This window comes from Streptomyces sp. NPDC046909 (genome assembly GCF_040644695.1).
Classification (GTDB): Bacteria; Actinomycetota; Actinomycetes; order Streptomycetales; family Streptomycetaceae; genus Streptomyces.
This window is the reverse complement of record NZ_JBEYXC010000021.1, coordinates 113,970-139,771: the sequence shown is the minus strand read 5'-3', so window position 1 is coordinate 139,771 and position 25,802 is coordinate 113,970. Positions and strand designations below refer to the sequence as shown.

Here is a 25,802-nt window from a genome sequence, read left to right as displayed (position 1 = left end):
CATTCCCGTACGGCCAGCACTCAGGGGCCGTTCACAGCACAGGGCAAACAGGCAGCAAACACCTGACCAAGGTCAACTGCACCTACCTAAGGGGCGCGGGGCTGTATCGATTTGCGGCTCCGCCGCGTGGGCGCGACAAGCCACGGCGGACCCGCACCCGCCATGCGACCTTCCTACGCACCCCCGACCGCGGTCAGCAACGCAAGAGGAGCCGCCGCGGAGCGAGACTCCCGCACACACGCATGCGGATACGGCACCGGCTCCCCATGCGTCTCCCGCCCGTACCCCGCGAGAACCTCCGGCAGCCGATGCCCCGTAGCCGTCGCCGCGTCCACCAACGCATGCGCCACCACCCGAGCCTCGTCATGCAGCCCGTACCGCGCCAGCCCCAACGCGATCAACGCGTTGTCATGCGGCCACACCGACCCCCGGTGGTACGACAACGGGTGATACGCCCCCTGTCCGGCCGCCACCGTCCGGACCCCCCACCCGGAGAAGAAGTCCGGCCCCAGCAGCCGCCGCCCGACGGCCTCCCCGTACTCCTTGTCCAGCAGCCCCGACCACAGCAGATGCCCGGCGTCCGAGGCCAGCGCGTCCACTTGCCGCCCCTCGCCGTCCAGGGCCAGCGCGGGGAAGGAAAGGTCCCGCATCCAGAAGTCCCGCTGGAACCGGTCCCGGAGATCCCCGGCCGCCTGTTCCAGGAGCGCGGCGTAGACCTCGTCCTCCCATACGGTGCGGGCCAGTTGAGCGGTCCGGCGCAGAGCGTCGTAGGCGTATCCCTGCGCCCCGGCCGCCGTGACGGCCCCGGTCGCGCGCGTGCCGTCGGCCCAGCAGATCGCGCCGGGGGAGTCCTTCCAGTTCTGGTTGGCGAGCCCGCCCTGGTCGGCGCGGTACACGAGGTAGCCGCGCGAGGTCAGCCCGCCGTGGTCCAGCATCCAGCCGATCGCGGCACGAGCGTTGGGTTCGAGACGCCGGGCCAGCGAGACATCCCCGGTCTGCTCGACGTACGCCCCGAGCAGCACCAGGAACAACGGTGTCGCGTCCACCGAGCCGTAGTACCGCCCGTACGGCACCTGTCCGAAGTGCGCCAGCTCCCCGTGCCGTACCTCGTGCACGATCTTGCCGGGCTGGGACACCGAGTCCGCGCTGGTCTCGGTCGCCTGGGTCGCGGCGAGGGCGGGGAGGGTGGCGGCGGCGAGTTGGGGGCGGTAGGGGAGGGCGAACAGGGAGGTGAGCAGCGCGTCGCGGCCCAGCAGGGTCAGGAACCAGGGCGCCCCCGCCGCCGGCACCCGCACCTCCTCGCCGTCCAGGCCGGTGGCCGGTACCTGGAGCGAGGCCAGGTCGGAGAGCCCCCGGGCACACGCGGCGGCCAGTTCGGGCCAGCCGGTCGGGAAGGCGACGCCCTCCACGAACTCGCCTTCCATGCGCAGCAGTTGGTCGTTGAGCGCGGCCGGTGACTGCGGTACCCGCAACGTCCGCTTGTCGCCGTGCGGCCGGGCCATCACCCGGAGCATCAGCTCGGCCGTGCCGTGCGGCTCCAGCTCCAGCGTCCAGACCAGGCGCCGCGCCCCGGTGCCCGTCTCCTCGACGCCGTCCGGAGCGGGCTCGGCCGTCACCGTCGTACAGGAACGCCATTCACCGCGCTGGTACGCGAACTCGACGCCCGCGTCCAGGATTTCGCGGGTGCGGGTGGCCCCTATTTTCGCGTACGTGCGGTAGTCGGAGCGGAGTTCGAACTGGTCCGTGAAGTCGGCGTCGGCGGTGACCGCGAGGCGGATCGTGGTGGGGACGGGGCGGTTGCTGGTGACGCGCAGGGATTCGACGAACGAGCCGTCGCCCACGGCCTGTTCGCGGAAGACCGTGTACGCGGGCGGCTCCTGGCGGCCGCCGCGCGGGACGAGGACACAGCGTGCGGTGTCGCCGTCGGCGACCGGGGTGAGGGCCTCGGGCACGGCGCCGTCGACCGTCAGCTGCCAGCGGCTCAGATGCCGGGCGTCCCGTACGAATAACCCTTCCGGGGAAGGGGAGTTGGCGCCCCGCACCCCGCTGATGTCCCCGCCGTCGCCCACGGCCGCGAACGTCCCGCCGTGCACGAGCAGATGATGCCGGTCCGTCATTCCTGGTCCCCTCCCTTGAAGGTGTTGCTGTGCAGCAGGTCGAGCGTGAGCGCGGCGGTCCAGCCGAAGCCGGTCGCCCCGCAGGCCTCGCCGGTGTACGGGTCGACGTACTCGGCGAACCCGGAGGTGTCCGCGACGTCCAGGACGGCCCGGCGCAGCGCGTCGGCGCGGCCCCGCTCGCCATGGGTGCGCAGGCCGCGCTCCAGCAGCCAGCTGGTGTTGAACCAGGCCGGTCCCCGCCAGTAGCGGTGCGGGTCGAAGGCCTCGCCGAGCAGGTCGTAGCTGGGCACCAGGCGGGTCGAGCCGCCCAGGCCGAAGTGCTTCGAGGCGGCCGTGCGGACGAGGGCCTCGACGATGTGCCGGGGGAGCGTCGGCAGGAGCAGCGGCACGAGACCGGAGACGGACCGCTCGGGGATCAGACCGCTGCCCCGCGGGCCGCTGCCCCGCAGGTCCCTGCCCCGAAGGGCTCCACCCGACAGGCTCCCGCCCCGCAGGTCCCCGTCCCGAAGGTCCCCATCCCGCAGGCTCCCGCCCCGCAGATCCCGGCAGAAGAACATGCCCTCCGTCGGGTCCCACAGCCGGTCGATCAGTGCCGCCGTCAGTCGTTCCGCGCGCGCGTGCCGGGCCGTGCCGGTGGCGCCCAGTTCCTGGGCGATCCGGGCGAGGGCGTGTTCGGAGGCGATGAGCAGGGCGTTGAAGGAGGGGTCCTCCACGGCGAAGTCCCCCCGGCCGGCCCCTTGTCTCCCACCCAGCCCGTCCCTGTACTCCCCGTCCCTGTAGTCCGTCGCCAGCCGCACGTACCGCCCGTAGTCCAGATCCGTCGGCCGGTCCTCCGCCGCCCCGTGGTCGAGGTCCGCGCGCCGGAAGGAGCGGGCGGGAGCGGGTGTGATCCGGCCGAGGGGCGCGTCCCAGCAGGGGCTGTTGTCCATCCCCTGCTCCCACGGGTGCACGACGGACGCGAGGCCGCCCCCGCCCAGGTCCCGCCGGTGCAGCAGATAGCGGTGCCAGGCCGCCAGGCGGGGATACATCCGGGTGAGGAAGCCGCGCGCCCGTGACAGACCCGGGTCCGCGCAGTGCACCAGCCACACGGCCAGCGCGTGGACCGGTGGCTGCACGATGCCCGAGGTCTGTACGGTGCGCGGAGCGCCCGCAGCGCGCCCCGCGGTCGAGGAGCGCCAGAAGTCGGGGCTCGGGAAGTACGCGTCGAGCGGGACGGAGGGGTTGAAGACGATGTGCGGGATCCGCCCGTCGCCCCACTGGGCGGCGAGCAGTGTCTCCAGTTCCGTCTGGGCCCGAAGCGGCGAGAGGTGCCGCTGTCCGATCGCGATGAACGCCGAGTCCCAGGACCACTGGTGCGGATACAGGCTGCGCGAGGGCACTGTGGAGGTGCCGGTCCAATTGGCCTCCAGTACCTCGGCAGCCCTGACGTGCAGAGAATGTGTCGAGACGTCCGGTTCGTATACGAAAGGCTGCCGCGTGGTACGGGAGGTCAGCTGGGCAGTGCGATCCACTCGGGGCTCCCCGAAGACGTTCGGCCTGACCGGTTCGGTCGAGGCCACCGTAGAGTTACGTCTATTTAACACGCAAAACTCAATATGTAATGCAAGCTTGAGAAACACAAGGGGGTGCGCATGAGTGGTCGTACTCAGGCCAGCGCCGGCGATCTGCTCGAACTGGTGCGAAGCGGACGCGCCACGACCCGGGGCGCCCTCCAGCAGGCCACCGGCCTCTCCCGCGCCACCGTCGGCCAGCGCCTGGACCGGCTCTTCCGCGCGGGCTGGCTGCGCGAGGGCGCGGGCGGTCCGGTGGACTCCCCGCTCGGCGGGCGGCCCTCGATCACCCTGGAGTTCGACGACGCCCATGCCGTCGTCCTCGCCGCCGACCTCGACACCCGGCACGCCCGCGCGGCCGTTCTCTCCCTCACCGGCGAACTCCTCGCCGAGCACAGCGGCACCCTCGTCATCGAGGACGGGCCGGACGCGGTCCTCGGGGAGCTGGGGCGGTGGTTCGCCGAACTGCTGGAAAAGGCCGGTCATCGGGCCGGCGAGGTCTGCGGGATCGGCCTCGCGGTGCCCGGGCCCGTCGACAGCGACAGCGGCCGCGTGGTCCAGCCGCCGATGATGCCGGGCTGGGACGGCTACGACATAAGAGGCCACCTCACCCGTTCCTTCGCCGAGCACACCGGGGCGACCGGCGTCCCGGTCCTCGTCGACAACGACGCGAACCTCATGGCGTACGGCGAACAGCGCACGTCCTACGCCGACTGCTCGGCGTTCGTCCTGGTCAAGGTGTCGACCGGTATCGGTGCCGGTGTGGTCGTCGGCGGCTCGATCTACCGGGGCATCGACGGGGGTGCCGGGGACATCGGGCACATCCGGGTGGGCGCGGAGGCGCTGTGCCGGTGCGGGTCGTACGGCTGTCTCGCCGCCGTCGCCAGCGGTGGCGCCGTCGCGCGGCAGCTGGCCGAGACCGGGGTGCCCGCGGCCTCGGGCTCGGATGTGCGGGATCTGCTGACCTCCGGGCATCCGGAGGCGGCCGCGCTCGCCCGGGACGCGGGGCGGCAGGTCGGGGACGTGCTCGCGACCGTCGTGACGCTGCTGAACCCCGGGGTGCTGATGATCGCCGGGGATTTGGCCGGAACCCCCTTCCTCACGGGAGTGCGGGAGCTCCTGTACCAGCGGGCGCTGCCGCGCTCCACCGCTCATCTGGACGTCGTGACCTCGCGGCTCGGGGAGCGGGCCGGGCTGGTGGGGGCGGGTGCGCTGGTCGTCGAGTACCTGTACGCACCCGAGCGGGCCGAGGAACGGCTCGCCGCGCTCGGCGTATGACCGGCATGTTTCGGTCCGAATACCGGTCCGCATGGTGAAATCCGGGCGTCTGTGGCAGCGTGATTCTCGCCACCCTTGATAAGGGTTACGCTCAGATGAGCGGATCTTGGGCGACTGCACTTCTGAAAGGGGTGGCACTGGGTGCCACCCCTTGATCGTTCATCGATCGAAATCAGGCGTGCGAAATGGTGCTCAGATGAGCGAAATCTTCGGGGTTTGAGGGTTCCTGTGTTCAAGAAGTGAACACATAAGCGCTTGGTTGCTTGCCAAGCTTTGACTTTCGATCCACTGGCGGACGGGTGGTTACAGGCGCATGACGCGCAGGTGGACCTCCCCAGGCGCCTTCGATCTGGGTATGTTCCCCGTCGTCAGGGCAGCCACCGCGTCCTCGAGGGAGTCGAGAACCGTGTCGGAAAACGTAGAGACCCACGGAACGAAGTTCGTTTACGACTTCACCGAGGGAAACAAGGACCTCAAGGACCTCCTGGGTGGCAAGGGCGCGAACCTCGCCGAGATGACCAACCTGGGACTCCCCGTTCCCCCCGGCTTCACCATCACGACGGAAGCCTGCAAGGTCTACCTGGAGAGCGGCGCGGAGCCGGTGGCACTGCGTGACGAGGTGAGTGCGCACCTCGACGCCCTGGAGACGCGGATGGGCAAGAAGCTCGGCCAGGCCGACGACCCGCTCCTCGTCTCGGTCCGCTCGGGTGCCAAGTTCTCCATGCCCGGCATGATGGACACGGTCCTGAACATCGGCCTCTCCGACAAGTCGGTGAAGGGCCTCGCCGAGCAGGCGGGCGACGAGCGGTTCGCCTGGGACTCCTACCGCCGCCTCATCCAGATGTTCGGCAAGACGGTCCTCGGCGTCGACGGCGAGCTCTTCGAGGAGGCGCTGGACGCCGCGAAGGACGCCAAGAAGGTCACGGTCGACACGGACCTGGAGGCGGCCGACCTCAAGAAGCTCGTCACCAAGTTCAAGCGGATCGTCAAGGCCGAGGCCGGCCGGGACTTCCCGCAGGACCCGCGCGAGCAGATGGACCTCGCCATCGAGGCGGTCTTCAACTCCTGGAACACCGACCGCGCGAAGCTCTACCGCCGCCAGGAGCGCATCCCGGGTGACCTGGGGACGGCCGTCAACGTCTGTTCGATGGTCTTCGGCAACCTGGGTCCCGACTCGGGCACGGGCGTCGCCTTCACCCGCGACCCCGCCAGCGGCCACCAGGGCGTCTACGGCGACTACCTCCAGAACGCCCAGGGCGAGGACGTCGTCGCGGGTATCCGCAACACGGTCCCGCTCGCGGAGCTGGAGTCGATCGACAAGAAGTCGTACGACCAGCTGATGCAGATCATGGAGACGCTGGAGAACCACTACAAGGACCTCTGCGACATCGAGTTCACCATCGAGCGCGGTCAGCTGTGGATGCTCCAGACGCGGGTGGGCAAGCGGACGGCCGGTGCCGCCTTCCGCATCGCGACCCAGCTGGTCGACCAGGGCCTGATCGACGAGGCCGAGGCGCTCCAGCGCGTCACCGGTGCCCAGCTCGCCCAGCTGATGTTCCCCAAGTTCGACGAGGACGCCAAGGTCGAGCAGATCGGCCGGGGCATCGCGGCCTCGCCGGGTGCGGCGGTCGGCAAGGCGGTCTTCGACTCGTACACCGCGGTGAAGTGGTCGCGTTCGGGCGAGAAGGTCATCCTGGTCCGCCGGGAGACCAACCCCGACGACCTCGACGGCATGATCGCGGCCGAGGGCATCCTGACCTCGCGCGGCGGCAAGACGTCCCACGCGGCCGTGGTCGCGCGCGGCATGGGCAAGACCTGTGTCTGCGGTGCGGAGGAGCTGGAGGTCGACACCAAGCGCCGCCGGATGACCGTCCCGGGCGGTCATGTGGTGGAGGAGGGCGACGTCATCTCCATCGACGGGTCGAGCGGCAAGGTGTACCTCGGCGAGGTGCCCGTGGTCCCCTCCCCGGTCGTGGAGTACTTCGAGGGCCGCATGCACGCGGGCGCCCAGGACGCCGACGAGCTGGTCGAGGCCGTGCACCGGATCATGGCCTTCGCCGACCGCAAGCGCCGCCTGCGGGTCCGCGCGAACGCGGACAACGCCGAGGACGCGCTGCGCGCCCGCCGCTTCGGCGCGCAGGGCATCGGCCTGTGCCGCACGGAGCACATGTTCCTGGGCGACCGCCGTGAGCTGGTGGAACGCCTGATCCTGGCCGACACGGAGGCGGAGCGCGAGGAGAGCCTGAAGGAGCTCCTCCCGCTCCAGAAGCAGGACTTCGTCGAGCTGTTCTCGGCGATGGACGGCCTCCCGGTGACGATCCGTCTCCTGGACCCGCCGCTGCACGAGTTCCTGCCGGACATCACCGAGCTGTCGGTCCGCGTGGCCCTCGCCGAATCCCGTCAGGAGCCGCACGAGAACGAGCTGCGGCTGCTCCAGGCCGTCCACCGCCTCCACGAGCAGAACCCGATGCTGGGCCTGCGAGGAGTGCGTCTGGGTCTGGTGATCCCCGGCCTGTTCACGATGCAGGTCCGTGCGATCGCCGAGGCCGCCGCCGAGCGCAAGAACGCGAAGGCGGACCCGCGCGCCGAGATCATGATCCCGCTCGTCGGCACGGTCCAGGAGCTGGAGATCGTCCGCGAGGAGGCCGACCAGGTCATCGCGGAGGTCGAGGCGGCGACCGGCACCAAGCTCAAGCTGGCGATCGGCACGATGATCGAGCTGCCGCGCGCGGCGCTGACGGCGGGCCAGATCGCCGAGGCGGCGGAGTTCTTCAGCTTCGGCACGAACGACCTCACCCAGACGGTGTGGGGCTTCAGCCGGGACGACGTCGAGGCCAGCTTCTTCACGGCGTACCTGGAGAAGGGCATCTTCGGGGTGTCCCCGTTCGAGACGATCGACAAGGACGGCGTCGGCTCCCTGGTCAGGCTGGCAGCCGAGGCGGGCCGCAAGACCCGCCCCGACCTCAAGCTCGGCGTCTGCGGCGAACACGGCGGCGACCCGGAATCGGTCCACTTCTTCCACGAGGTAGGCCTCGACTACGTCTCCTGCTCCCCGTTCCGCATCCCGGTCGCCCGCCTCGAAGCGGGCCGCGCGGCCTCGGAGTCGACGGGCAGCGACCACCGCTGACCCACCGCTGATTCACCGAGCTGATCCACCGAAAACGCCGGAGTCGTCGTCCGTCCCCGACCCTCAACACCGATGGGCGGCGGCTCCGGATCACCAAGAAGGGGCGGCACCCTGTGCGGGGGTGCCGCCCCTTCGGTGTGCGCTCACTGGTTCGCGCGCCGGCGGTTCATCGCCACCGTCAGGGCCGTGCCGGCGAGGAGGACGGACATGCCTGCGGCTGCGAAGTACGGGGTGTTGTCGGTGGGGCCGGTTTTTGCGAGGTCGTTGTCCGGTTGCTCGGCGGCGGTGTCCGGGGCGGGTTCGAAGCCCGCGGGTGGGTTGTCGCAGCCGATGCCGTCGCCGTCGCGGTCCAGGTGGGTGCCGTAGTGCTCGTCGCCCTTGGGGATGTTGGCGTAGCCGTTCTCGTAGGCGTCCGTGCAGTTGACGAACGGGTGGCTGCCGTCGTGGGCCTCGGCGGCCGAGGGGAGGACGGCGAGGGCCAGCGCGGCGACGACGATGGCGCCGGGCTTGCGGAGCAGGTTCACGGCGGATCCTTATGGGGGTCGTGATGACAAGAGGTGCCCGAAGGTAGTGGGGGACCGCGGTGGTGGAGGTGGCGTGAAGAAGCCGTGACGCGAACGTGATGTGATCGGACGGAAGCGCACGGTGAGTGTTCAAGTTCGGTCGTACGGCGTGGAGTTGCGGTCTGGATGATGGGGTCATGGAAACTGTCGCGGCCCTCTACCGCTACCCCGTCAAGTCCATGCTCGGCGAGGCGCTCACCGTCGTGGAGGTGACGGAGCGCGGGCTGCGGGGGGATCGGGTGGCTGCCGTCCTCGACGGTGCCGGGGCCGTCGGGAGTGCCAAACACCCGCGCAAGTGGGGGGAGTTGCTGCGCTGTCGTGGTCGATTCGACCGCGATGGGTCCGTCGTCGTCGAGCTGCCTGACGGGGGCGTTCTCTCCGCCGGGGATCCCGAGTTGGACACCCGTCTCTCCAAGCTGCTGGGCCGTGATGTGCGGGTGTCACAGACCCCGGGGGAGGGGGAAGGGGGCTTGCTGGAGCGGGCTGTGCCCGAGTATGACGGTGGAGCCCCCGACCACGCGCGCGCCTCGGCCGTCACCGATGCCACGGGTACGGCGATCACCTCCGGCGCGGTTCGGCCGGGTACCTTCTTCGACTTCGGCACGGTTCATCTGGTCACCACGGCGACCCTGGGCAGCCTTCGGTCCGCCTATCCCGCCGGGGACTTCGACGCCCGCCGCTTCCGTCCCAACCTGGTCGTCGATGTACCGGGCGGCGGGACCGGCTTCCCCGAGGACGCCTGGGTCGGCGGGAACCTGCGCATCGGCGACGCGCTCTTCCGCGTCCTCGTACCGACCCCCCGTTGCGTGGTCCCCACCCTCGCCCACGCCGAACTCCCGGCCGACCCCGCCCTCATGCGCACGGTCGCCCGCGAACACCGCATCCCCGTCCTCGACTTGGGGCGCCTGTCGTGCGTCGGCGTCTACCTGGAGGTCCTGGAGCCGGGCGCGGTGCGGGTCGGTGCCCCGGTCACACTCGTCTGACCCGACCGGCCGGTCTGGCCCGTCCGACCGACCTGAGGCGCCTGAGCCGTCAACTGTCGCACGCCACCCCGTCGTTGTCCCGGTCCAGATGCGACGCGTAACCCGGCTCGCCCCGGTAGATGGGAGCGGCACCCGCGGCCCGGGCCTCGCTGCAATTGGCGTAATAGACGTCGGCGCCGCTGTCGGAGTCGTCCTCCTCCGCCGCCGGTTCCGCGGTGACCGTCTTCGTGACCTTGACGGTCTCCGTGGCGGTCACTGTCTCGGCGGGCTCGGGATCGGCCACCGCCTCGGCGGAGACCGTTGCCGTGGCCGTCACGGTGACCGTCGGCCGCGGCTTCGCCGAGACGGTCTTGGCGTCGGTCTTCGTGTCCTCACCGTTCGCTCCTATGCCGACCCCGATGAAGAGGGCGAGACCGAGGGCGGGCAGGACGTACCGCTTCCGGGCCCACTTGGGGGCGGGGCCGGAAGCGGCGGGCGGCGCGGTGTACGGGTTGGTCATGGTGTCCCCCCAGAGGTGTTACGTGAGGGGATGACCGTATTGCTGTGCCCTTAGATGTGGAGGTTGAGTGCTCAAATTGTGATCGTCACTCGCCTACGACCGGAACGGCCCCGTCACCTCATACGTGATACCGCCCGATGAACTCCCCGTCGTCCCCCGCTGGCTGGAGAAGTACAGCCGGGTGCCGTCGGGCGAGAAGGCCGGGCCCGTGATCTCCGAGGAGGACTGGCCGCTGATCCGCAGGAACGGGGCGACGACGTCGTCCGGGGTGATCAGGCAGATCTCCATGTTGCCGCCGTCCTCGGCGACGAAGAGGTCGCCGGAGGAGGTGCCGGTGATGTTGTCGACGCCGGTGAGGGGAGCCGTGCCCGATGTCACCAGGGAGTCGTCGTAGGCCAACTCGTAGGTGTTCGAGGTCAGGTTGAGCTGCCAGACGCGGTTGTCGCCCTTGGTCGTGAACCAGACGGTGTCGTTGGCGTAGTGGCAACCCTCGCCGCCGTTGAAGGACTTGGAGCCGGAGACCTGGGTGCGGGTGGTGGTGGGGGAGCCGTCCGGGTCGGGGATCGTGGTCCAGGTGAAGGAGCCGGACGTGGCGGAGCCGGCGACGAGGACCTGGAGGGTGCCGGAGGACAGGTTGCCCCAAGTCGTGGGGATGAAGCGGTAGAAGCGGCCGTTCGTCTCGTCCTCGGTCAGGTAGATGACTTGGCGGACCGGGTCGGCGGCCGCCGCCTCGTGCTTGAAGCGGCCCATCGCCGGCCGCTGCACTGCCGCGTTCACACCCCACGGGTCCGTCTCGTAGACGTAGCCGAGCGACACCTCCTCGCAGGACAGCCAGGTGTTCCACGGCGTTCTGCCACCCGCGCAGTTCTGCCGGGTCCCGGACAGGATGCGGTACGCCGAGGTGATCGTGCCCGAGGACGAGAACCTCACCGCGCTCGTGCCGCCGGACGGGTTGATCTCCGAGTTGGAGACATAGATCCAGCCCGTGCCGTCCGCGTAGCAGGCCCCGCCGTCGGGCGCGTTGTGCCAGGTGTACGACGTTCCCGTGACCGTCTGGCCCGAGCGGGCGATGACCCTGCTGGTGAAGCCGGACGGGAGTGCGATGCCATTGGCGTCGGCCGAGCCGAGCGCCCCGTAGGGGCCGGTGCCGGGCTGGGCCGGGGCGGCGTAGGCGGCGCCGCGCCACAGGGTGCCGCCGAGGACGGCGGTGGTGCCGCCGATGGCGGTCGCACGGAGGAAGGTACGACGTTCCACTGTCGCTCCAAGGGTGCGGTGACCGTCCCGCCACCCGGTCGGGGGGCGGGGGCGTGCGAGGGGAACTTAGAGGAACCCGATGGACATGTCATGGACAGGTCGTGAACTCGACGGCGGGCCGCATCGGGAGCAGGCTGGCGGAAGGTGCCGAAAGGGCGGCTGCGCCGAAAGGGCGGCTGCGCCGAAAAAAAACGGTGGCTGCGCCGACGTGGCGGGAAGGAGCCCGGTCATGACCTCCGGCTGGAACGAGAAGGACATCCCCGACCAGCACGGCCGCACAGCCGTCGTCACCGGAGCCAACAGCGGCATCGGCTACGTCACCGCGCGCGAACTGGCGCGCGGCGGCGCCCGGGTGGTGCTCGCCTGCCGGAGCGGGGCGCGCGGCACGGAGGCGGGGGACCGGCTCGTCACCGAAGTGCCGGGCGCGGAGGTGGAGTTGCTGCGGCTGGACCTCGGAGACCTGGCATCGGTACGGGAGTTCGTGCGGACCCTGCCGTACGACCGTCTCGACCTGCTGATCAACAACGCGGGCGTGATGGCCCTGCCGTACGGCACGACGGCGGACGGCTTCGAGACGCAGTTCGGGGTGAACCACCTCGGGCACTTCGCGCTCACGGGACTGCTGCTGCCGGTGCTCCTGGACACTCCGGGGGCCCGGGTGGTCACGGTCGCCAGCGGGGCCCACGCGATGGCCAACATCGACATCGACGACCTCAACAGTGAACGCAGGTACCACCGTTGGATCGCCTACGCCCGTTCCAAGACGGCGAACCTCCTCTTCACCCATGAACTCTCCCGCAGGCTCGCCACCCACGGCTCCGACGTCACCGCGGCGGCCGCCCACCCCGGATACGCGGCGACCAACCTCCAATCCGTAGGCCCCCGCATGGCCGGCCGCCGCCTCACCGAACGCTTCATGGCCGTCGGCAACAGGTTCTTCGCCCAGTCCCCGGACACCGGCGCCCTCCCCACCCTCTACGCCGCCACCGCTCCCGACATCGCCCCCGACTCCTTCACCGGCCCCTCGCTCGGGGGCTACCGGGGATCGCCGGGGCCGTCCTGGCGGGCGCCGTGGACCCGGAACGACCGTGCGGGGGAGCTGCTGTGGGCCGCGTCGGAAGCGCTGACGGGAGTGTCGTACGACGCGCTGAAGGTGTGACGCGGGGCCTCGCCGACGACCACCAGCCATTGCCGACGGTGGGGCGCCCCGCTCAGGCCGTCGCCCCGCTGTCCACCACCAGGTCCGTGCCCACCACCGAGGACGCGTCGTCCGAGGTCAGGTAGAGGACGGCGGCGGCGATCTCCGAGGTGGTGGAGATGCGGCCCAGGGGGAGGGTGGCGGCGGCTCGTTCGGCGCGGTCGGTGGTGGTCTCGCCGGGGCGCAGGGACATCGGTGTCTCGACGGCTCCGGGGCTGACGGCGTTGATACGGACGCCGTCGCGGATGTGGTCGAGGGCGGCGCCCCTGGTGAGGACGGAGACGGCGGCCTTGGTGGCGGAGTAGGCGGCGGCGCCCGGGTGGCGGGTGTGGGCGCCGAAGGTGGAGGCGATGTTGACGATCGCGCCGCCGGTCGGCTGGGTCCGCATCTGGCGGATCTCCGCCCGGAGGGCCAGGAAGACACCCGTGACGTTGATGTCCAGCTGTGTCTGCCAGTCGTCCTCCGACAGCTCGGCGAGGGGGGCTCCGCCCCGGAAGACGCCCGCGTTGTTGACGGCTACGTCGAGGGAGCCGAAGCGGTCTACGGCGGCGGCGACAAGTGCCTCGACATCGGCGGCACTTGTGACGTCGGCGGTCACCGCCAGCGCCTTGCCGCCCCCCGCCTCCTCCACCAGCCGGACCGTCTCGTCGAGCGGTTCCCGACGGCGTCCCGCCACGACGACCTGCGCCCCCTCGGCGGCGAGGGCGAGGGCGATCGTCCGGCCTATCCCCGAGCCCGCGCCGGTGACGAGAGCGGTCCTGCCCGTGAAGCGGGTCCTGTCCGAGAAACGTGTCCTGCTGGTCATGATCTCCCCTTATTCTTGACCGAACGGTTCAGTATCGCGCCAAATAAAAAGCACCCGACGCGGCCGCCCTCACTCCCTCACCCCAGCAACGCCAGCGCCTGCTCCGCCGCGTCCCGCACCCGTGCCGGATCCGGTGACGCCTTCCCGACCACCTTGAGGCCCTGGAGCAGCACCAGCAGCATGCGCGCGAGAGTGAGTGGGTCGCGGTCCTCGCCGAGCTCGCCCTGGGCCCGCGCCCGGGTCAGCGCCGAGTGCAGGACCGTCTCCACGTGGTCCCAGTTCCGCTCGACCTGCCGGGCGGCGGCGGGGTCGTGCGGGGCGAGCTCGGCGGCGGTGTTGGTGATGAAACAGCCGTTCAGGCGCAGGTGTTCGGCGGCGGCCTCGTCCGCGTACCGCCGTACGAGCGCGCGTACGGCGGGCAGGACCGGGCCCGGCTGGGACAGTTCGCCCAGCAGGTCCGGGAGCCGCTCCTGATAGCGCTCCAGCGCCTTGAGGTACAGCTCGTGCTTGTTGCCGAAGGTCGCGTAGATGCTGGCGCGGCCGATGCCGAGGTGCTCGACGAGGTCGGACATCGACGTCGCCTCGTAGCCGCGCCGCCAGAACAGCTCAAGGGCTGCCTGCAGCGCGGCCTCCGGATCGAACTCCTTGGTCCTGGCCACGTACCGCAGCCTAGATATTTCCAGAACGATCAGTCAAGTAAAGGCCACTCGGTGAGACCTCACGACTCGCAGTCCGTCGCCACCCGCACCTTGTTGGACCACGTGTTCGTCGTGACGTCGAGCGCCATCAGCGTGGAGTTCGCCGCCCGGCCCGGGTAGTACGCGGTGCAGTCCAGCTTCCCCGTCGTCACGTCGAAGCCGCCGCCGTGGCGTCCGGAGGCGGAGCGCGCGGTGGTCGTCCGGTACCAGACCGGCACCCCGGGGACGCCCCCGTCCTTGAAGAGGACCAGCTTCACCTGGCCGCCGACCGTGAAGCTCTGGCCGTGCAGGACGATGCCGTAGATCCCGATCGTGCTCTTGCTGCGGGTCGCCCAGGCGTACGGGTTGTAGCCGTACGCCTTGCCCTCCACGTCCTTGAGGCCCTTGCCCTTGCCCTCGGCCGGAGCCGATGAAGTGGCCGCCTTCGGGGCGGACTTGGCGCCGTCCGCGCGGTCCGCGCCGCACGCCGTCGTCGTGGCGGCCGTCGCCGCGACGAACAGGGCCGTGAGGCCGAGAGCGGTGATACGTCGAGCACGTCCGGAACGGGCCGGGAAGCGCGAGCTGTTCATGGTCATCCCCCGATGTCCTCGGCCGCCACCTGGCGTGCGCGGCCGATGCCGTGAGGGACACTGGGCCGCGTGGCGTGGTTGCGGGCGTACGGGGGCCGAGAGGGCGCGCGAGGAGTGCGTCACCTGCGGCGTAGTCGGGCCGGTCGGTACGAGCCGCACGTCATCGCCGCTGTTCGCAGACCTGTACGAACGACGGGGTGGGCGACGGACGTAGTCCGCACCCACCCCGTAGACGTACTGTCCGGCGTCAGGACGCGCGTACCTCGTACGCCGCGATCCGCACCGACTCGTCGTCCAGGCACTGCCCGGTCTCCAGGTCGAAGCGCTGCTTCAGCAGCGGCGAGGCGACGAACGGGCGGCCCTGGTGGGTGCCGGTGAGGCCGCGGGAGAGGACCGCCGCGCCGCCGAACGGGTCGCGGTTGTCGATGGCGTACAGCTTACCCGCGCGGTCACGGAACAGGGCCACCTGGCGGCCGTCGGGCAGCAGGGCCGCGACGCCGCGGCCCGGCAGCAGGACGTTCAGGTCGCAGACCGTGAACCAGCTGTCGCCGAGCAGCAGTTGGATCTTCAGGTCGGTGGTCTCGGGTGCGAGAGTCATCGCTGGGCGGATCCTTCCAGGACGTCTACGGTGCTTTCATCGGGTCCGGTGGCTCGCATGCCGATGGACAGCAGCGGCAGGTCGGGCTTGATCTGGTCGCGCTCGGGGACGAAGCCGACGACCGGGTCGGGGGTGTCCGGGGCGTTCACGAAGGACACGAACCGGGCGAGCTTCTCGGGGTCGTTGATGGTGGTCGCCCACTCGTCGGCGTAGTGCGCGACATGGGCCGTCATCAGCGACTCCAGCTCCTCGCAGATACCGAGGGAGTCCTCGACGACGACATCGCGTACGTGGTCCAGGCCGCCCGGGATCCGCTCCAGCCAGGTCGAGGTGCGCTCCAGACGGTCGGCGGTGCGGATGTAGAACATCAGGAACCGGTCGATCAGCTTGATGAGTTCGGCGTCCGACAGGTCCTGGGCCAGCAGGTCGGCGTGGCGCGGGGTGGCGCCGCCGTTGCCGCCGACGTAGAGGTTCCAGCCGTTCGAGGTGGCGATGACGCCGAAGTCCTTCGACTGGGCCTCCGCGCACTCGCGGGCGCACCCGGAGACGGCGGACTTCAGCTTGTGGGGGGACCGCAGGCCCCGGTAGCGCAGCTCCAGGTCGATCGCCATCCGGACCGAGTCCTGGACGCCGTAGCGGCACCAGGTCTGGCCGACGCACGACTTCACCGTACGGAGGGACTTGCCGTAGGCGTGCCCTGACTCGAAGCCGGCGTCCACCAACCGGGTCCAGATCAGCGGGAGTTGCTCGACACGGGCGCCGAACATGTCGATCCGCTGGCCGCCCGTGATCTTGGTGTAGAGGCCGAAGTCACGGGCGATCTCACCGATGACGATGAGCCCCTCGGGGGTGATCTCACCGCCGGGGATGCGCGGGACGACCGAGTACGAGCCGTTCTTCTGGAGGTTGGCGAGGAAGTGGTCGTTGCTGTCCTGGAGCGATGCCTGCTCGCCCTCCAGGACATAGCCGCTCGCGCCGATCGTCGGGGCGAGGGAGGCGATGATCGAGGCGACGGCCGGCTTGCAGATCTCGCAGCCGTCGCCGCCCTTGGCCTCGTCGCGGCCGTAGCGGTCCAGCAGGTCCTGGTAGGTGTTGACGCGCAGGGCGAGGACGATCTCGTACAGCTCCTCGCGGGTCTGCGAGAAGCAGCCGCACAGGCCCTTGTCGACGACGACGCCGGACGCCTCCAGTTCGGCGGTGACCAGCTGGCCGAGGACCTTGACGCAACTGCCGCACGTCGTACCGGCCTTGGTGCACTTCTTCACCTCGGGCACGGTCGTGCAGTTGTGCTCGGTGACCGCCCCGCGGATGGTGCCCTTGCGGACGTTGTTGCAGGAGCAGATGATCGCGTCGTCCGGCAGCGCGGTCGGGCCGAGCTGCGCGGACTCCCCGGCGCCGGCGGGCAGCACCAGGGACTCGGGGGAGACCGGCGGGACGGAGCCGGTGAACGCCTTCAGCGTGCCGTACGCCTCCGCGTCCCCGACCAGGATGCCGCCGAGCAGCGTGCCGTCGCGGCCGATGACCAGCTTCTTGTACAGGCCCGCGCGGGAGTCGGAGTAGACGACGTCCAGGCAGTCCTCGGTCGCGCCGTGCGCGTCACCGAAGGAGGCGACGTCGACGCCGAGCAGCTTCAGCTTGGTGGACAAGTCCGCGCCGGTGAAGGCGGATTCGTCCTGGGCGATGGTCGCGGCGGCCGTCTCGGCCTGCTCGTAACCGGGGGCCACCAGGCCGTACACCCGGCCGTCGGCGGCCAGCGCGCACTCGCCGATCGCGAAGACACGCGGGTCGGCGACGGTCCGGCACTGCTCGTCGACCGTGATGCCGCCGCGCTCGCCGACCGTCAGACCGCAGTCGCGGGCCAGCTGGTCGCGGGGACGGACACCGGCGCTGAACACCACCAGATCCGTGGCGAGTTCGGAACCGTCCGACAGCTTCATGCCGGTGACGGCACCTTCGGCGTCGACCACGATCTCCTGTGTGCCGACGCCCGTGTGGACGCTCAGCCCCATCCCCTCGATGGTCCGCAGCAGCGCCGCGCCACCGCCCTCGTCGACCTGCACCGGCATCAGCCGCGGCGCGAACTCCACGATGTGGGAGGTGAGTCCGAGCCCCTTCAGCGCACCGGCCGCCTCAAGTCCGAGCAGACCGCCGCCGACCACGGCACCGGTCGTGCGCGTCCTGGCGTACTCCTCGATCGCGAGAAGGTCCTCGATCGTGCGGTAGACGAAACAGCCCTTGGCGTCCTTGCCCGGGACCGGCGGCACGAACGGGTACGACCCGGTGGCGAGGACGAGGACGTCGTACTCGAAGACCTGCCCGGACCGCGCGGTCACCTTGCGGGCGTCCCGGTCGATGGTCTCGGCCGGGTCGCCGACGTAGAGCTCGATGCCCTGCGCCTCGATGAACTCCATGTCCGTCATGGACAGTTCCTCGGGTGTCCTGCCCGAGAAGTACGAGGTCAGCGCCACGCGGTCGTACGCGGGACGCGGCTCCTCGCACAGCACGACCACGCGGTGCGTGGCGGTCAGGCCGCGCTCGGCGAGCGCTTCGAGGAAGCGCTGGCCGACCATGCCGTGGCCGACGAGCACGATCGTGGGGGTGGCCTCCGTGGCCTCCGGGGTGGCGGTCATCAGGAGCCTCCATCGTTGGTGAGCAGGTGGAGCAGAGGGCCGCCGTCGGACGGGAGCGGCTCTGCTCCCTCCCAGGCGCGGGCGAGCGCGCCGACGGTGCCGAGTTCGCCGACGAGGACCCCGCCGACCAGACGGTCGTCGCGGACGACGACCTTGCGGTAGGTGCCCCGGGTGGCGTCGGCGAGTTGCACGACGTCGTCGCCGGGAAGTGCCTCCGTCTCACCGAACGCGGCGAGGTCGAAGGCGGTCTGACCCGGCAGCGTGAGCCGGGTCAGCGAACGGGTGCCGGTGTAACGGGCGTTGGCCCGACCGGCGAGCAACTCGGCGAGCACCTCGGCCTGTTCGAGGGCCGGGGTGGCGAGCCCGTACACGTTTCCGTCGTGCTGGGCGCAGTCGCCGATGGCGTGGATGTACGGGTCGGACGTACGGAGTTCGTCGTCCACGACGATGCCCTTACGGACGTCCAGTCCCGCGACCTGGGCGAGCCCGACCTTCGGGTGGACCCCGCAGGCCAGGACCACGAGGTCGGCGTCGAGGGCGTAACCGTCGGCCATCTCGACCGAGCGGACCGCGCCGCCGACACAGCGCACGTCCCGCACCCGGCACTCGGTGTGGACCTCGACACCGAGGCCGGTCAGATGCCGGCGGACCAGCTTCGAGGCGTTCGGGTCGAGCTGGCGCTCCATGAGCCGCTCGGACTGCTGGGCGAGGATCACCTGCGCGCCGCGCTGGGCGAGCGCGCGGGCGGCGGAGACGCCGAGGAGCCCGCCGCCGATCACGACCGCCTTGGCCCCCGGCCGGACCGCCTTCGACAGCCCGAGGCAGTCGTCCATGGTCCGGAACGCGTGGACGCCCTCGGGCAGCACATGGTCGGGGGTGAACAGGCCGCGCAGCGGCGGCAGCACCGGGTTCGAGCCGGTGGCCAGAACCAGCCGGTCGTATGCGATCTTCGAGCCGTCCGCGAGGTGTACGGCTCGCACCTCGCGGTCGATACCCGTGACCCGGCCGCGCGTGAGCTCCGCGGGAGCGGGCAGCGCGATCACGTCGGGGCTGTACCGTCCGGCCAGCACCTCGGCGAGCAGCACCCGGTTGTAGGGGCGGTGCTCCTCCTCGCCGATCAGCGTCACGGGCGTACCGAGCTCGCCGAGCCGCCGGGCGAGACGGACGCCCGCGAGCCCGGCGCCGATCACCACCACACGCGTATTCGAGGTCATGTCCAGGAGCGTGCGGTGCCGGTGTTACCCGACCGCATCACATCTGTTTCCCGCGAGGAACGCTGCCCTCAACAGGGGCGGGCGGTGGGTGTGAGGGTTCCCGGGATCCGCCGGGGGCGGGCTGTGAGGTGCGGAAACCCTGGGGGGATCGGTGCAGGTGACATCGTCTACGAGGCGGATACGGCGGGGCGTGCGGCGGCCACGGCGGTGGGTACGGCAGTGGACGGCGGTGGGTACGGCGGCGGGTGGCGGGCGGCTGAGATCACACTCAATTCCGTGGACCGCACATCTATCGGTTCTCTAGGGTCGCGATCATGCCCGACATATCGCTGACCACTCTCGTCGTCCTCTGCCTCGCGGCCCTCGCGGCCGGCTGGGTCGACGCCGTGGTCGGCGGCGGGGGCCTGCTCATGCTCCCGGCCATGCTGCTCGGCCTCCCGGCGAACACCCCGGCCGCGTACGCCCTCGGCACCAACAAGGCGGTCGCCATCGTCGGCACCGGGGGCGCGGCGGTGACGTACGCCCGTAAGGCCCGGGTCGACGTACGCCTGGCGGTCCGTATCGGGCTGGCGGCGCTCGCGGGCTCCTCGGCGGGCGCCTTCTTCGCGGCGGGCATGAGCACGGACGTACTGAAGCCCGTGATCATGGTGGTCCTGCTGGCCGTGGCCGCCTTCGTGATCCTGCGCCCCGCCTTCGGCACCGCCCCCGCGACCGGCCCGGCAACCCGCCGCCAGATCCTCGCCGCGATCGGCCTCGCGGGCCTCGGCATCGGCTTCTACGACGGTCTGATCGGCCCCGGCACCGGAACGTTCCTGGTCCTCGCCCTCACCGCCGTCCTCCACCTCGACCTGGTCACCGCCTCCGCCACCGCGAAGATCGTCAACTGCTGCACCAACGCCGGCGCCCTCGCCACCTTCGCCTGGCAGGGCACGGTCCTGTGGCAGCTGGCGGGCCTGATGGCGGTCTTCAACCTGGCGGGCGGCACGCTCGGCGCGCACACCGCACTGAAGAAGGGCAGCGGTTTCGTGCGGGTCGTGCTGCTGACGGTGGTGTTCTCGCTGGTGACGAAAATGGCGTACGAGCAGTGGGTCGCCTGACGCTACGGTGACCCGGTGACGACGACCCAGGTGATCGTGCTCAACGGCGGCTCCAGCTCCGGCAAGTCCGGGATCGTCCGCTGTCTCCAGGCCGTACTGCCGGACCCGTGGCTGACGTTCGGAGTCGACTCCCTCATCGAGGCGATGCCGGGCCAGGGCGCGGGCATCGAGTTCGCCCCCGACGGCGGGATCGAGATCGGCCCGGAGTTCATGGCCCTGGAAGCGGCCTGGGCGCAGGGCATCGCGGCCATGGCCCACTCCGGCGCCCGGATCATCATCGACGACGTCTTCCTCGGCGGCGCCTCCACCCAGGACCGCTGGCGCCGGATCCTCGACGGCCTCGACGTCCTCTGGGTCGGCGTCCACTGCGCGCCCGAGGTGGCCGCGGGCCGGGAGATCGCGCGAGGCGACCGGGTGCGGGGGATGGCGGAGAAGCAGGCGGAGATCGTCCACCAGGGAGTGGTGTACGACGTGGAGGTGGACACGGCGGGGGCGGAGTCGCTGGAGTGTGCGCGGACGATTGCGAGGCGGGTCGTCGGCGAGTAGTCCATCCGGTCTCAGTCGGTCTCATCCGGTCTCAGCCGGTCTCAGCGGCTCGCGGTGAGGTGCGCGAAGACGACGACGTTCCCCTGATAGCCGGTCGACCGTGAGTACCCGCCCCCGCAGGTGATCACCCGCAGCTCGGGGCGGTCGGCGGCCCCGTACACCTTCTCGTCCGGGAAGTCCTTCGCGTCGTACACCTCGACGGCGTCGACCGAGAAGAGGGCCGTGGTGCCGTCGCGCCGGTCCACCTCGATGGTGCCGCCCTTCTTCAGGGCGCCGAGGGAGTAGAAGACGGCGGGGCCGTCGGCGTTGTCGACATGGCCGGCGACGATCGCGGTGCCCGTCTCACCGGGGGTGGTGCCCGCCTCGTACCAGCCGGCGAGGTTCTCCTTCTCGGCGGGCGGGACGTCGAGGCTGCCGGTGGGGGTGAGGCCGAGGCCCATGAGGGGGGCGTTCACGCGGATCGACGGGATGCGGATCCGGTCGGGCGGGGAGGGTGGCAGCGCGGGCGCCGAACGCGGATCGGCGTGACCCGGGCGGGCCTCGGCGACGGAGGGCTGCGGCGGCGCGTGGGTCTCGGCGCCACTGCGCAGGAGCCAGGCACCGCAGCAGAGGGCGACGACGGTGACGGCCGCTATGACGAGGTTGCCGGAGCTGCGGGGGGCGCGGGGGGTATGGGCGTTGCGGGGGTTGCCGGAGCTGGCGGGGGCGCCGGAGTTGCGGGAGTCGTCCGGGTTGCCGGGGCTGTAGGAGTTGTCGGGGCGGCCAGGGCTGTGGGAGTCGTCGGGGCGGCCGGAGCTGTGGGAGTCGTCGGCGCGGCCGGAGCTGTGGGGGCCGTCGGCGTCGGTGGAGTTGTTGTGGTGGTGCATGCGGGGCCTCCTTTCTCGCTGGGCCGGGCCCCGGTCCCCCTCCGGGCCGCGAGGGGCGTCGGGCCCGGAGGGGGAGGGGACGTGCGGTACCGGCGGACGGACAGCGGAGGGTGTCCGTCAGATCCCGTCGCCTCTCGCCCGGCGATGCAGGAGCCAGGTACCGCCCGCGGCGGCGACGGCGAGAGCCGCCACACCGGCCGCGGTCTGCACGGGATCGGGGCCCAGAGCGCCACCGACCCCCGTCTTCACACTTCCCCGGGGATGCACCTGCTGACGTGCGGAGGTGAGCGTCACCACGAGGTCACCCGTGACCCGCCGCCCGCCCTCCGCACAGGTCGCGACGATCTCGTACGTCCCCGGCTGCGCGCTCTCGGGCACCTTGAACTGCCCGATCGCGTCCTGCTCATGGGCGCTCGGCGCGAGCGTGAACGTCCCGGCGCCCACCGCACTCGCGTCGCCCTCCGCCGTACCGCCGTCCCCGCACGCCGCCGTGTTCACGGTGACCTGCCCGCCCGGCACGACCGAGGACGGGTACACCTCGAGGTTCGCAGCGAGGGAGCCGAAGGGGCGCGTCGGTGTCGAGAGCGCGAGCGCGCGGAGGCCCGAAGGGGTGAGCACGGTCGCGGTCTCGACACCGACTGAGGCGCCCCGGAGGTGACCCGCGACAAGAGGGGCGTCAGCGGCGTACACCGGTGCGGCGACCAGCCCCGCGGCCGCGACGGCGAGCGCGGTGCCGGTGAGCATGCGGGCGGTACGGCGCATCGGTGCTCCCTGGAGCTGTTCGGTGTCCCCTGCCCTTCCGAGGTAAGTGGCAGCGGGCCGAGCGCGCTTCCTGAGGGTGTGTCAGAAATGCGGTGAATGGGTGTCAGGTGTGTGCGCGAGGGGCCGTCGGCGGAGGCATTCCGGCAGGTCATCGACGTAGGAGCGATGCGGCACGGAAGAGAACCCGAAGGGCGCAGGGCGGGGGTGCGACCGGGTGACCCCCGACGTGCGTCCGCGACTTGACCTCAACCTTCCTTGAGGTACGAGGCTGTCCCGCATGCAGACCACCGACACCCCGCTGCGGGTCACCCTCGTCGTCGGCAGCAACCGCCACGGCCGCTTCGGCCCGGTCGTCGCCGACTGGCTCCTCACCCTGATGCGCGACCGCGACGACCTGCTCCCGGAAATCGTGGACGTCGCGGAGGCCGACCTCCCCATGTCCTTCGCCCGCACCCCGGAGACGACGGCGACCCTGTCGGCCGTCACCCCGAAGCTGGCGTCGGCCGACGCCTTCGTGGTCCTCACCCCCGAGTACAACCACTCCTACCCGGCCGGCCTGAAGAACCTCATCGACTGGCACTACACCGAGTGGCAGACCAAGCCGATCGCCCTCGTCTCCTACGGCGGCATCTCGGGAGGTCTGCGCGCGGTGGAGCACCTGCGCCAGGTCTTCGCGGAACTGCACGCGGTGACGGTGCGCGACACGGTGTCCTTCCACAACGCGGGGGGTTCCTTCGACGACGAGGGAAAGCTGAAGGACCCATCGGCCCCGGAGGCGGCGGCGAAGACGATGCTGGATCAACTGGTCTGGTGGGGAAGGGGTTTGAGGGAGGCGAGGGAGGCGAGGCCCTACGGGGCGTAGCCCCGGCCATAGGGCCCCGGCCACAGGTTCCCAGCCACAGGACACCCGCCGCCGTCTATGCCGTGAGCCGGAGGGCGAGTCCGTCGAGGACGACCTCCAGGCCGTACCCGAACTTCTCCTCCCGCAGGGCGGCGGGGTCGGTGAGGGCGGCGGTGTCGGCGTAGGAGCCGGCGAGGTGTTCGTGGCCGGCGGCGGCCTGCTGCGCGGCGGGCATGAGGCGGGCGATGAACTCGGCCTCGGTCTCGCCGGAGCGGGCGACCGTGGTGAGCCAGGCGGCCTCGGTGGTGCTCATGCCGATGACGTACGACAGCACGGTGTCGATGGCACGGCTCGGTTCCGGGAATCCGGCGGCCGTGAAGAGGGCGGCGAGACGCTCGGAGAAGTTCATGAGGTTGGGGCCGAGGTAGGCGAGCCCGGCCTGGCCGAGGACCGAGGACAGCCAGCGGTGGCGCAGGGCCGTGGCCCGGAACGCGGCGGCGGCCCCGGTGACGGCGGCCCGCCAGTCGCCGTCCTCGATGGCCGGTACGTCGATCTCGGCGGCGACCTCGTCGACGGCGAGCTCCATCAGCTCGTCCTTGGTGGCCACGTGCCGGTACAGGGAGGTCGCGCCGGCGTTGAGGCGGGCGCCGAGCTTGCGCATGCTCAGCGCCTCGATGCCGTCGGCGTCGAGCATCGCGACGGCCTCGCGCACGATCGCGGCCCGGCTGAGGGCGGGCTGGTCGGGGGTGCGCTGCTCGCGGGTCCAGACGGAGGGGATGGGGGCGGCGGGCTTGGCTTTGGGGGGCATGGCGGCGGCTCCTTGAGCTCCCGGCGAGCTCTTGTGCGAGCTCCTCTGCGTACGTCGTGCGCGTCCAGCGTACAGAGTTCCAATCTTGCGCACACTGTTCCGCTGTGCGTACAGTGTTCGCATCGAAGGAACGGTGTTCGCACCAGATCGACGAGCAGGTCGATGAGTAGATCGATGAGGGGATGTCTGCGATGGAACCGCGTGACCCACGAAACCCGCGCCGCTGGTGGATCCTGATCGTGCTCTGCCTGAGCACGCTCGTGCTGACGGTCGACAGCATGGCGCTGACCGTGGCGGTGCCGTCCATGGCCGAGGACCTGGGCGCGAGCGCCCGGGACACCCAGTGGATCCTCGACTCCTACATCCTGGTCTTCGCCGGTCTGCTGCTGGCCTCGGGAAGCCTGGGCGACCGCTTCGGCCGCCGGAAGGTGATGCTGATAGGCCTGCTGGTCTTCGGGGCGGCCTCGCTGGCGGCGACCCTGTGCACGAACCCGGGTGAGGTCATCGCGGTCCGCGTCGCGATGGGGGTGGGCGGCGCGCTGATCATGCCGTCGACCCTCTCGATCCTCATCACGGTCTTCGATGAGGAGGAGCGCGGCCGGGCGATGGCGGCGTGGGGCTCGGTGTCGATGCTGGGGCTGGTGGGCAGCCCGGTCCTCGGCGGTGTCCTGATCGACCACTTCTCATGGCACTCGATCTTCTTCATCAACGTGCCGGTCGTCGCGCTGGCCCTGCTCGCGGGTGTCCTGTTGATGCCGGAGTCGAGGGCGCCGTGGCAGCAGCCGGATCCGCTGGGCGCGGTGCTGTCGGCGGCCGGGATGACCGCCCTGGTCTGGTGGATCATCGAACTCCCGCAGCACGGCGCGCTGGGCGGCAGCCAGACGGTGACCCTGGTCGTGGCGGTCGGCGCCCTGGCCGGCTTCGTGATCTGGGAGAACGTGACCAAGTCCCCGATGGTCCCGCTGGTGTTGTTCAAGCACCGCAATTTCAGCGGCGGTTCGCTCTCGCTGGCCCTGGTCCAGATCGGCAACGGCGGCCTGCTCCTGGTCCTGACCCAGTACCTCCAGTTCGTCCCCGGCTACTCGCCCATCAAGGCGGGCCTCGCCTTCGTCCCCCTGGCGATCGCGGCCCTCGTCGGCAACGGCACGGGCGTGAAGCTGGCGGTGAGGATCGGCAACCGCTTCGTGATCCTCGCGGGCATGCTGGTGATGGTGGCCTGCTTCGCCCTCCTGACCACGGTGGACGCCTCGTCAGGCTTCACGGTCCCGGCGGTGGCCCTCGGCCTGCTGGGCCTGGGCGCGGGCATGGCGATGCCGGCGGCGGTGGGCGCGCTGATGGGCACCATCCCGGCGGACAAGGCGGGCGTCGGCTCGGCGTTGAACGACACGATCCAGCAGGCGGGCACGGCACTCGGCATCGCCATCCTCGGCTCCCTGCTCTCGAGCGGCTTCGCCGCGGAGATGCCGGCGGACGTTCCCGACGAGGCCCGGCACTCGATCGCCGGGGCGGCGGCACTGGGCGACCCGGGGCTGCTGGCGACGGCCCGCGAAGCCTTCACCGCCTCGATGACGACGACCTTCACGGTGAGCGCGATCGGCGTGCTGGCGGCGGCGCTGCTGGCGGTGGTGGTGATGCGGGACAAGACGCCGGCCGGGCAGGCGTCGAAGGACGAGGTCGGACTCGCCGTCTGACGGGACGTCAAGGAGGCCGATCCCAGGCTGGTTTGAGGCCAGTTCCAGGCCAGTTCCAGGCCGGTTCCAGGCCGGTTCCCCGGAAGGGGGACCGGCCTTGTGTCGTTG

Annotated in this window: 22 protein-coding genes; 8 read left to right on the top strand and 14 right to left on the bottom strand. The window is 70.9% G+C overall.

Annotated features, from left to right (window positions below; translation table 11 throughout):
* Positions 1–173: 173 nt before the first annotated feature.
* Entirely contained in the window at positions 174–2,117 is a 1,944-nt protein-coding gene (locus ABZ928_RS45735; RefSeq protein ID WP_361533370.1) for a glycogen debranching N-terminal domain-containing protein, read from the bottom strand.
* Positions 2,114–3,628 (bottom strand): hypothetical protein, encoded by a 1,515-nt coding sequence (locus ABZ928_RS45730; RefSeq protein ID WP_361533367.1) that lies wholly within the window; start codon positions 3,626–3,628, stop codon positions 2,114–2,116. Before ABZ928_RS45730 ends, ABZ928_RS45735 begins: the two co-directional genes overlap by 4 nt.
* 120 nt (positions 3,629–3,748) lie before the next feature.
* On the opposite strand from ABZ928_RS45730, the gene ABZ928_RS45725 reads away from it, so the two are divergent.
* Positions 3,749–4,945, top strand: a complete 1,197-nt coding sequence (locus tag ABZ928_RS45725; protein WP_361533364.1) for an ROK family protein — start codon at positions 3,749–3,751, stop codon at positions 4,943–4,945.
* A gap of 313 nt (positions 4,946–5,258) precedes the next feature.
* Positions 5,259–8,072 (top strand): pyruvate, phosphate dikinase, encoded by a 2,814-nt coding sequence (gene ppdK / locus ABZ928_RS45720; protein ID WP_361533361.1) that lies wholly within the window; start codon positions 5,259–5,261, stop codon positions 8,070–8,072.
* Between the two features lie 143 nt (positions 8,073–8,215).
* On the opposite strand, the gene ABZ928_RS45715 is transcribed toward ppdK, so the two are convergent.
* Entirely contained in the window at positions 8,216–8,596 is a 381-nt protein-coding gene (locus ABZ928_RS45715) for an excalibur calcium-binding domain-containing protein (protein WP_361533358.1), read from the bottom strand.
* Between the two features lie 176 nt (positions 8,597–8,772).
* Between ABZ928_RS45715 and ABZ928_RS45710 the strand changes: the two genes are divergently transcribed.
* On the top strand, positions 8,773–9,618 hold the full coding sequence (locus ABZ928_RS45710; protein ID WP_361533355.1) for an MOSC domain-containing protein: 846 nt from the start codon (positions 8,773–8,775) through the stop codon (positions 9,616–9,618).
* Positions 9,619–9,667: 49 nt separating this feature from the next.
* On the opposite strand, the gene ABZ928_RS45705 is transcribed toward ABZ928_RS45710, so the two are convergent.
* Both ABZ928_RS45705 and ABZ928_RS45700 read right to left on the bottom strand, forming a co-directional pair.
* The gene (locus ABZ928_RS45705; protein WP_361533352.1) at positions 9,668–10,117 is read right to left on the bottom strand and encodes an excalibur calcium-binding domain-containing protein; all 450 of its coding nucleotides are present in this window, start codon (positions 10,115–10,117) and stop codon (positions 9,668–9,670) included.
* A gap of 93 nt (positions 10,118–10,210) precedes the next feature.
* On the bottom strand, positions 10,211–11,371 hold the full coding sequence (locus ABZ928_RS45700) for an alkaline phosphatase PhoX (protein WP_361533349.1): 1,161 nt from the start codon (positions 11,369–11,371) through the stop codon (positions 10,211–10,213).
* A 229-nt stretch (positions 11,372–11,600) separates the two neighbouring features.
* Here ABZ928_RS45700 and ABZ928_RS45695 point away from each other — a divergent pair, with 229 nt between their 5' ends.
* Positions 11,601–12,530 (top strand): oxidoreductase, encoded by a 930-nt coding sequence (locus ABZ928_RS45695; RefSeq protein ID WP_361533346.1) that lies wholly within the window; start codon positions 11,601–11,603, stop codon positions 12,528–12,530.
* Between the two features lie 52 nt (positions 12,531–12,582).
* On the opposite strand, the gene ABZ928_RS45690 is transcribed toward ABZ928_RS45695, so the two are convergent.
* From ABZ928_RS45690 to ABZ928_RS45665, 6 genes are all read right to left on the bottom strand, one after another.
* A complete protein-coding gene (locus ABZ928_RS45690; RefSeq protein ID WP_361533343.1) occupies positions 12,583–13,374 on the bottom strand; it encodes a glucose 1-dehydrogenase in 792 nt (263 codons plus the stop codon).
* A gap of 77 nt (positions 13,375–13,451) precedes the next feature.
* On the bottom strand, positions 13,452–14,033 hold the full coding sequence (locus ABZ928_RS45685) for a TetR/AcrR family transcriptional regulator (protein ID WP_361533340.1): 582 nt from the start codon (positions 14,031–14,033) through the stop codon (positions 13,452–13,454).
* Positions 14,034–14,092: 59 nt separating this feature from the next.
* Positions 14,093–14,647 carry a hypothetical protein gene (locus ABZ928_RS45680; RefSeq protein ID WP_361533337.1) on the bottom strand — a complete coding sequence of 185 codons (555 nt, stop codon included), beginning with the start codon at positions 14,645–14,647 and terminating at the stop codon, positions 14,093–14,095.
* A 241-nt stretch (positions 14,648–14,888) separates the two neighbouring features.
* Entirely contained in the window at positions 14,889–15,239 is a 351-nt protein-coding gene (gene nirD / locus ABZ928_RS45675) for a nitrite reductase small subunit NirD (RefSeq protein ID WP_361533334.1), read from the bottom strand.
* Entirely contained in the window at positions 15,236–17,869 is a 2,634-nt protein-coding gene (nirB, locus tag ABZ928_RS45670) for a nitrite reductase large subunit NirB (protein WP_361533331.1), read from the bottom strand. Before nirB ends, nirD begins: the two co-directional genes overlap by 4 nt.
* Entirely contained in the window at positions 17,869–19,083 is a 1,215-nt protein-coding gene (locus ABZ928_RS45665) for an FAD-dependent oxidoreductase (protein WP_361533328.1), read from the bottom strand. The genes nirB and ABZ928_RS45665 overlap by 1 nt, the downstream gene beginning before the upstream one ends.
* Before the next feature lie 314 nt (positions 19,084–19,397).
* On the opposite strand from ABZ928_RS45665, the gene ABZ928_RS45660 reads away from it, so the two are divergent.
* On the top strand, positions 19,398–20,180 hold the full coding sequence (locus ABZ928_RS45660; protein ID WP_361533325.1) for a TSUP family transporter: 783 nt from the start codon (positions 19,398–19,400) through the stop codon (positions 20,178–20,180).
* A 15-nt stretch (positions 20,181–20,195) separates the two neighbouring features.
* Entirely contained in the window at positions 20,196–20,726 is a 531-nt protein-coding gene (cpt, locus tag ABZ928_RS45655) for a chloramphenicol phosphotransferase CPT (RefSeq protein WP_361533322.1), read from the top strand.
* A 41-nt stretch (positions 20,727–20,767) separates the two neighbouring features.
* On the opposite strand, the gene ABZ928_RS45650 is transcribed toward cpt, so the two are convergent.
* Positions 20,768–21,361 (bottom strand): class F sortase, encoded by a 594-nt coding sequence (locus tag ABZ928_RS45650; protein ID WP_361533507.1) that lies wholly within the window; start codon positions 21,359–21,361, stop codon positions 20,768–20,770.
* Between the two features lie 348 nt (positions 21,362–21,709).
* A complete protein-coding gene (locus ABZ928_RS45645; RefSeq protein ID WP_361533319.1) occupies positions 21,710–22,354 on the bottom strand; it encodes a hypothetical protein in 645 nt (214 codons plus the stop codon).
* A 277-nt stretch (positions 22,355–22,631) separates the two neighbouring features.
* Between ABZ928_RS45645 and ABZ928_RS45640 the strand changes: the two genes are divergently transcribed.
* A complete protein-coding gene (locus tag ABZ928_RS45640) occupies positions 22,632–23,216 on the top strand; it encodes an NAD(P)H-dependent oxidoreductase (RefSeq protein ID WP_361533316.1) in 585 nt (194 codons plus the stop codon).
* 55 nt (positions 23,217–23,271) lie between these two features.
* On the opposite strand, the gene ABZ928_RS45635 is transcribed toward ABZ928_RS45640, so the two are convergent.
* Complete coding sequence (locus ABZ928_RS45635; RefSeq protein ID WP_361533313.1) at positions 23,272–24,003, bottom strand: TetR/AcrR family transcriptional regulator C-terminal domain-containing protein; 732 nt, start codon at positions 24,001–24,003, stop codon at positions 23,272–23,274.
* A gap of 191 nt (positions 24,004–24,194) precedes the next feature.
* On the opposite strand from ABZ928_RS45635, the gene ABZ928_RS45630 reads away from it, so the two are divergent.
* Positions 24,195–25,694: an MFS transporter gene (locus tag ABZ928_RS45630; protein WP_361533310.1), complete on the top strand. Its 1,500-nt coding sequence runs from the start codon at positions 24,195–24,197 to the stop codon at positions 25,692–25,694.
* Positions 25,695–25,802 lie beyond the last annotated feature (108 nt).

What these genes read in the sequence shown, in the direction of transcription:
- ABZ928_RS45660 (WP_361533325.1), top strand. Translation starts at nt 19,398, where the DNA reads ATGCCCGACATATCGCTGACCACTCTCGTCGTCCTCTGCCTCGCGGCC.
- ABZ928_RS45695 (WP_361533346.1), top strand. Translation starts at nt 11,601, where the DNA reads ATGACCTCCGGCTGGAACGAGAAGGACATCCCCGACCAGCACGGCCGC.
- ABZ928_RS45725 (WP_361533364.1), top strand. Translation starts at nt 3,749, where the DNA reads ATGAGTGGTCGTACTCAGGCCAGCGCCGGCGATCTGCTCGAACTGGTG.
- ABZ928_RS45645 (WP_361533319.1), bottom strand. Translation starts at nt 22,354, where the DNA reads ATGCGCCGTACCGCCCGCATGCTCACCGGCACCGCGCTCGCCGTCGCG.
- ABZ928_RS45640 (WP_361533316.1), top strand. Translation starts at nt 22,632, where the DNA reads ATGCAGACCACCGACACCCCGCTGCGGGTCACCCTCGTCGTCGGCAGC.
- nirD (WP_361533334.1), bottom strand. Translation starts at nt 15,239, where the DNA reads ATGACTCTCGCACCCGAGACCACCGACCTGAAGATCCAACTGCTGCTC.
- ABZ928_RS45680 (WP_361533337.1), bottom strand. Translation starts at nt 14,647, where the DNA reads ATGACCATGAACAGCTCGCGCTTCCCGGCCCGTTCCGGACGTGCTCGA.
- ABZ928_RS45630 (WP_361533310.1), top strand. Translation starts at nt 24,195, where the DNA reads ATGGAACCGCGTGACCCACGAAACCCGCGCCGCTGGTGGATCCTGATC.
- nirB (WP_361533331.1), bottom strand. Translation starts at nt 17,869, where the DNA reads ATGACCGCCACCCCGGAGGCCACGGAGGCCACCCCCACGATCGTGCTC.
- ABZ928_RS45635 (WP_361533313.1), bottom strand. Translation starts at nt 24,003, where the DNA reads ATGCCCCCCAAAGCCAAGCCCGCCGCCCCCATCCCCTCCGTCTGGACC.
- ppdK (WP_361533361.1), top strand. Translation starts at nt 5,259, where the DNA reads ATGACGCGCAGGTGGACCTCCCCAGGCGCCTTCGATCTGGGTATGTTC.
- ABZ928_RS45735 (WP_361533370.1), bottom strand. Translation starts at nt 2,117, where the DNA reads ATGACGGACCGGCATCATCTGCTCGTGCACGGCGGGACGTTCGCGGCC.
- ABZ928_RS45705 (WP_361533352.1), bottom strand. Translation starts at nt 10,117, where the DNA reads ATGACCAACCCGTACACCGCGCCGCCCGCCGCTTCCGGCCCCGCCCCC.
- ABZ928_RS45690 (WP_361533343.1), bottom strand. Translation starts at nt 13,374, where the DNA reads ATGACCAGCAGGACACGTTTCTCGGACAGGACCCGCTTCACGGGCAGG.
- ABZ928_RS45710 (WP_361533355.1), top strand. Translation starts at nt 8,773, where the DNA reads ATGGAAACTGTCGCGGCCCTCTACCGCTACCCCGTCAAGTCCATGCTC.
- ABZ928_RS45665 (WP_361533328.1), bottom strand. Translation starts at nt 19,083, where the DNA reads ATGACCTCGAATACGCGTGTGGTGGTGATCGGCGCCGGGCTCGCGGGC.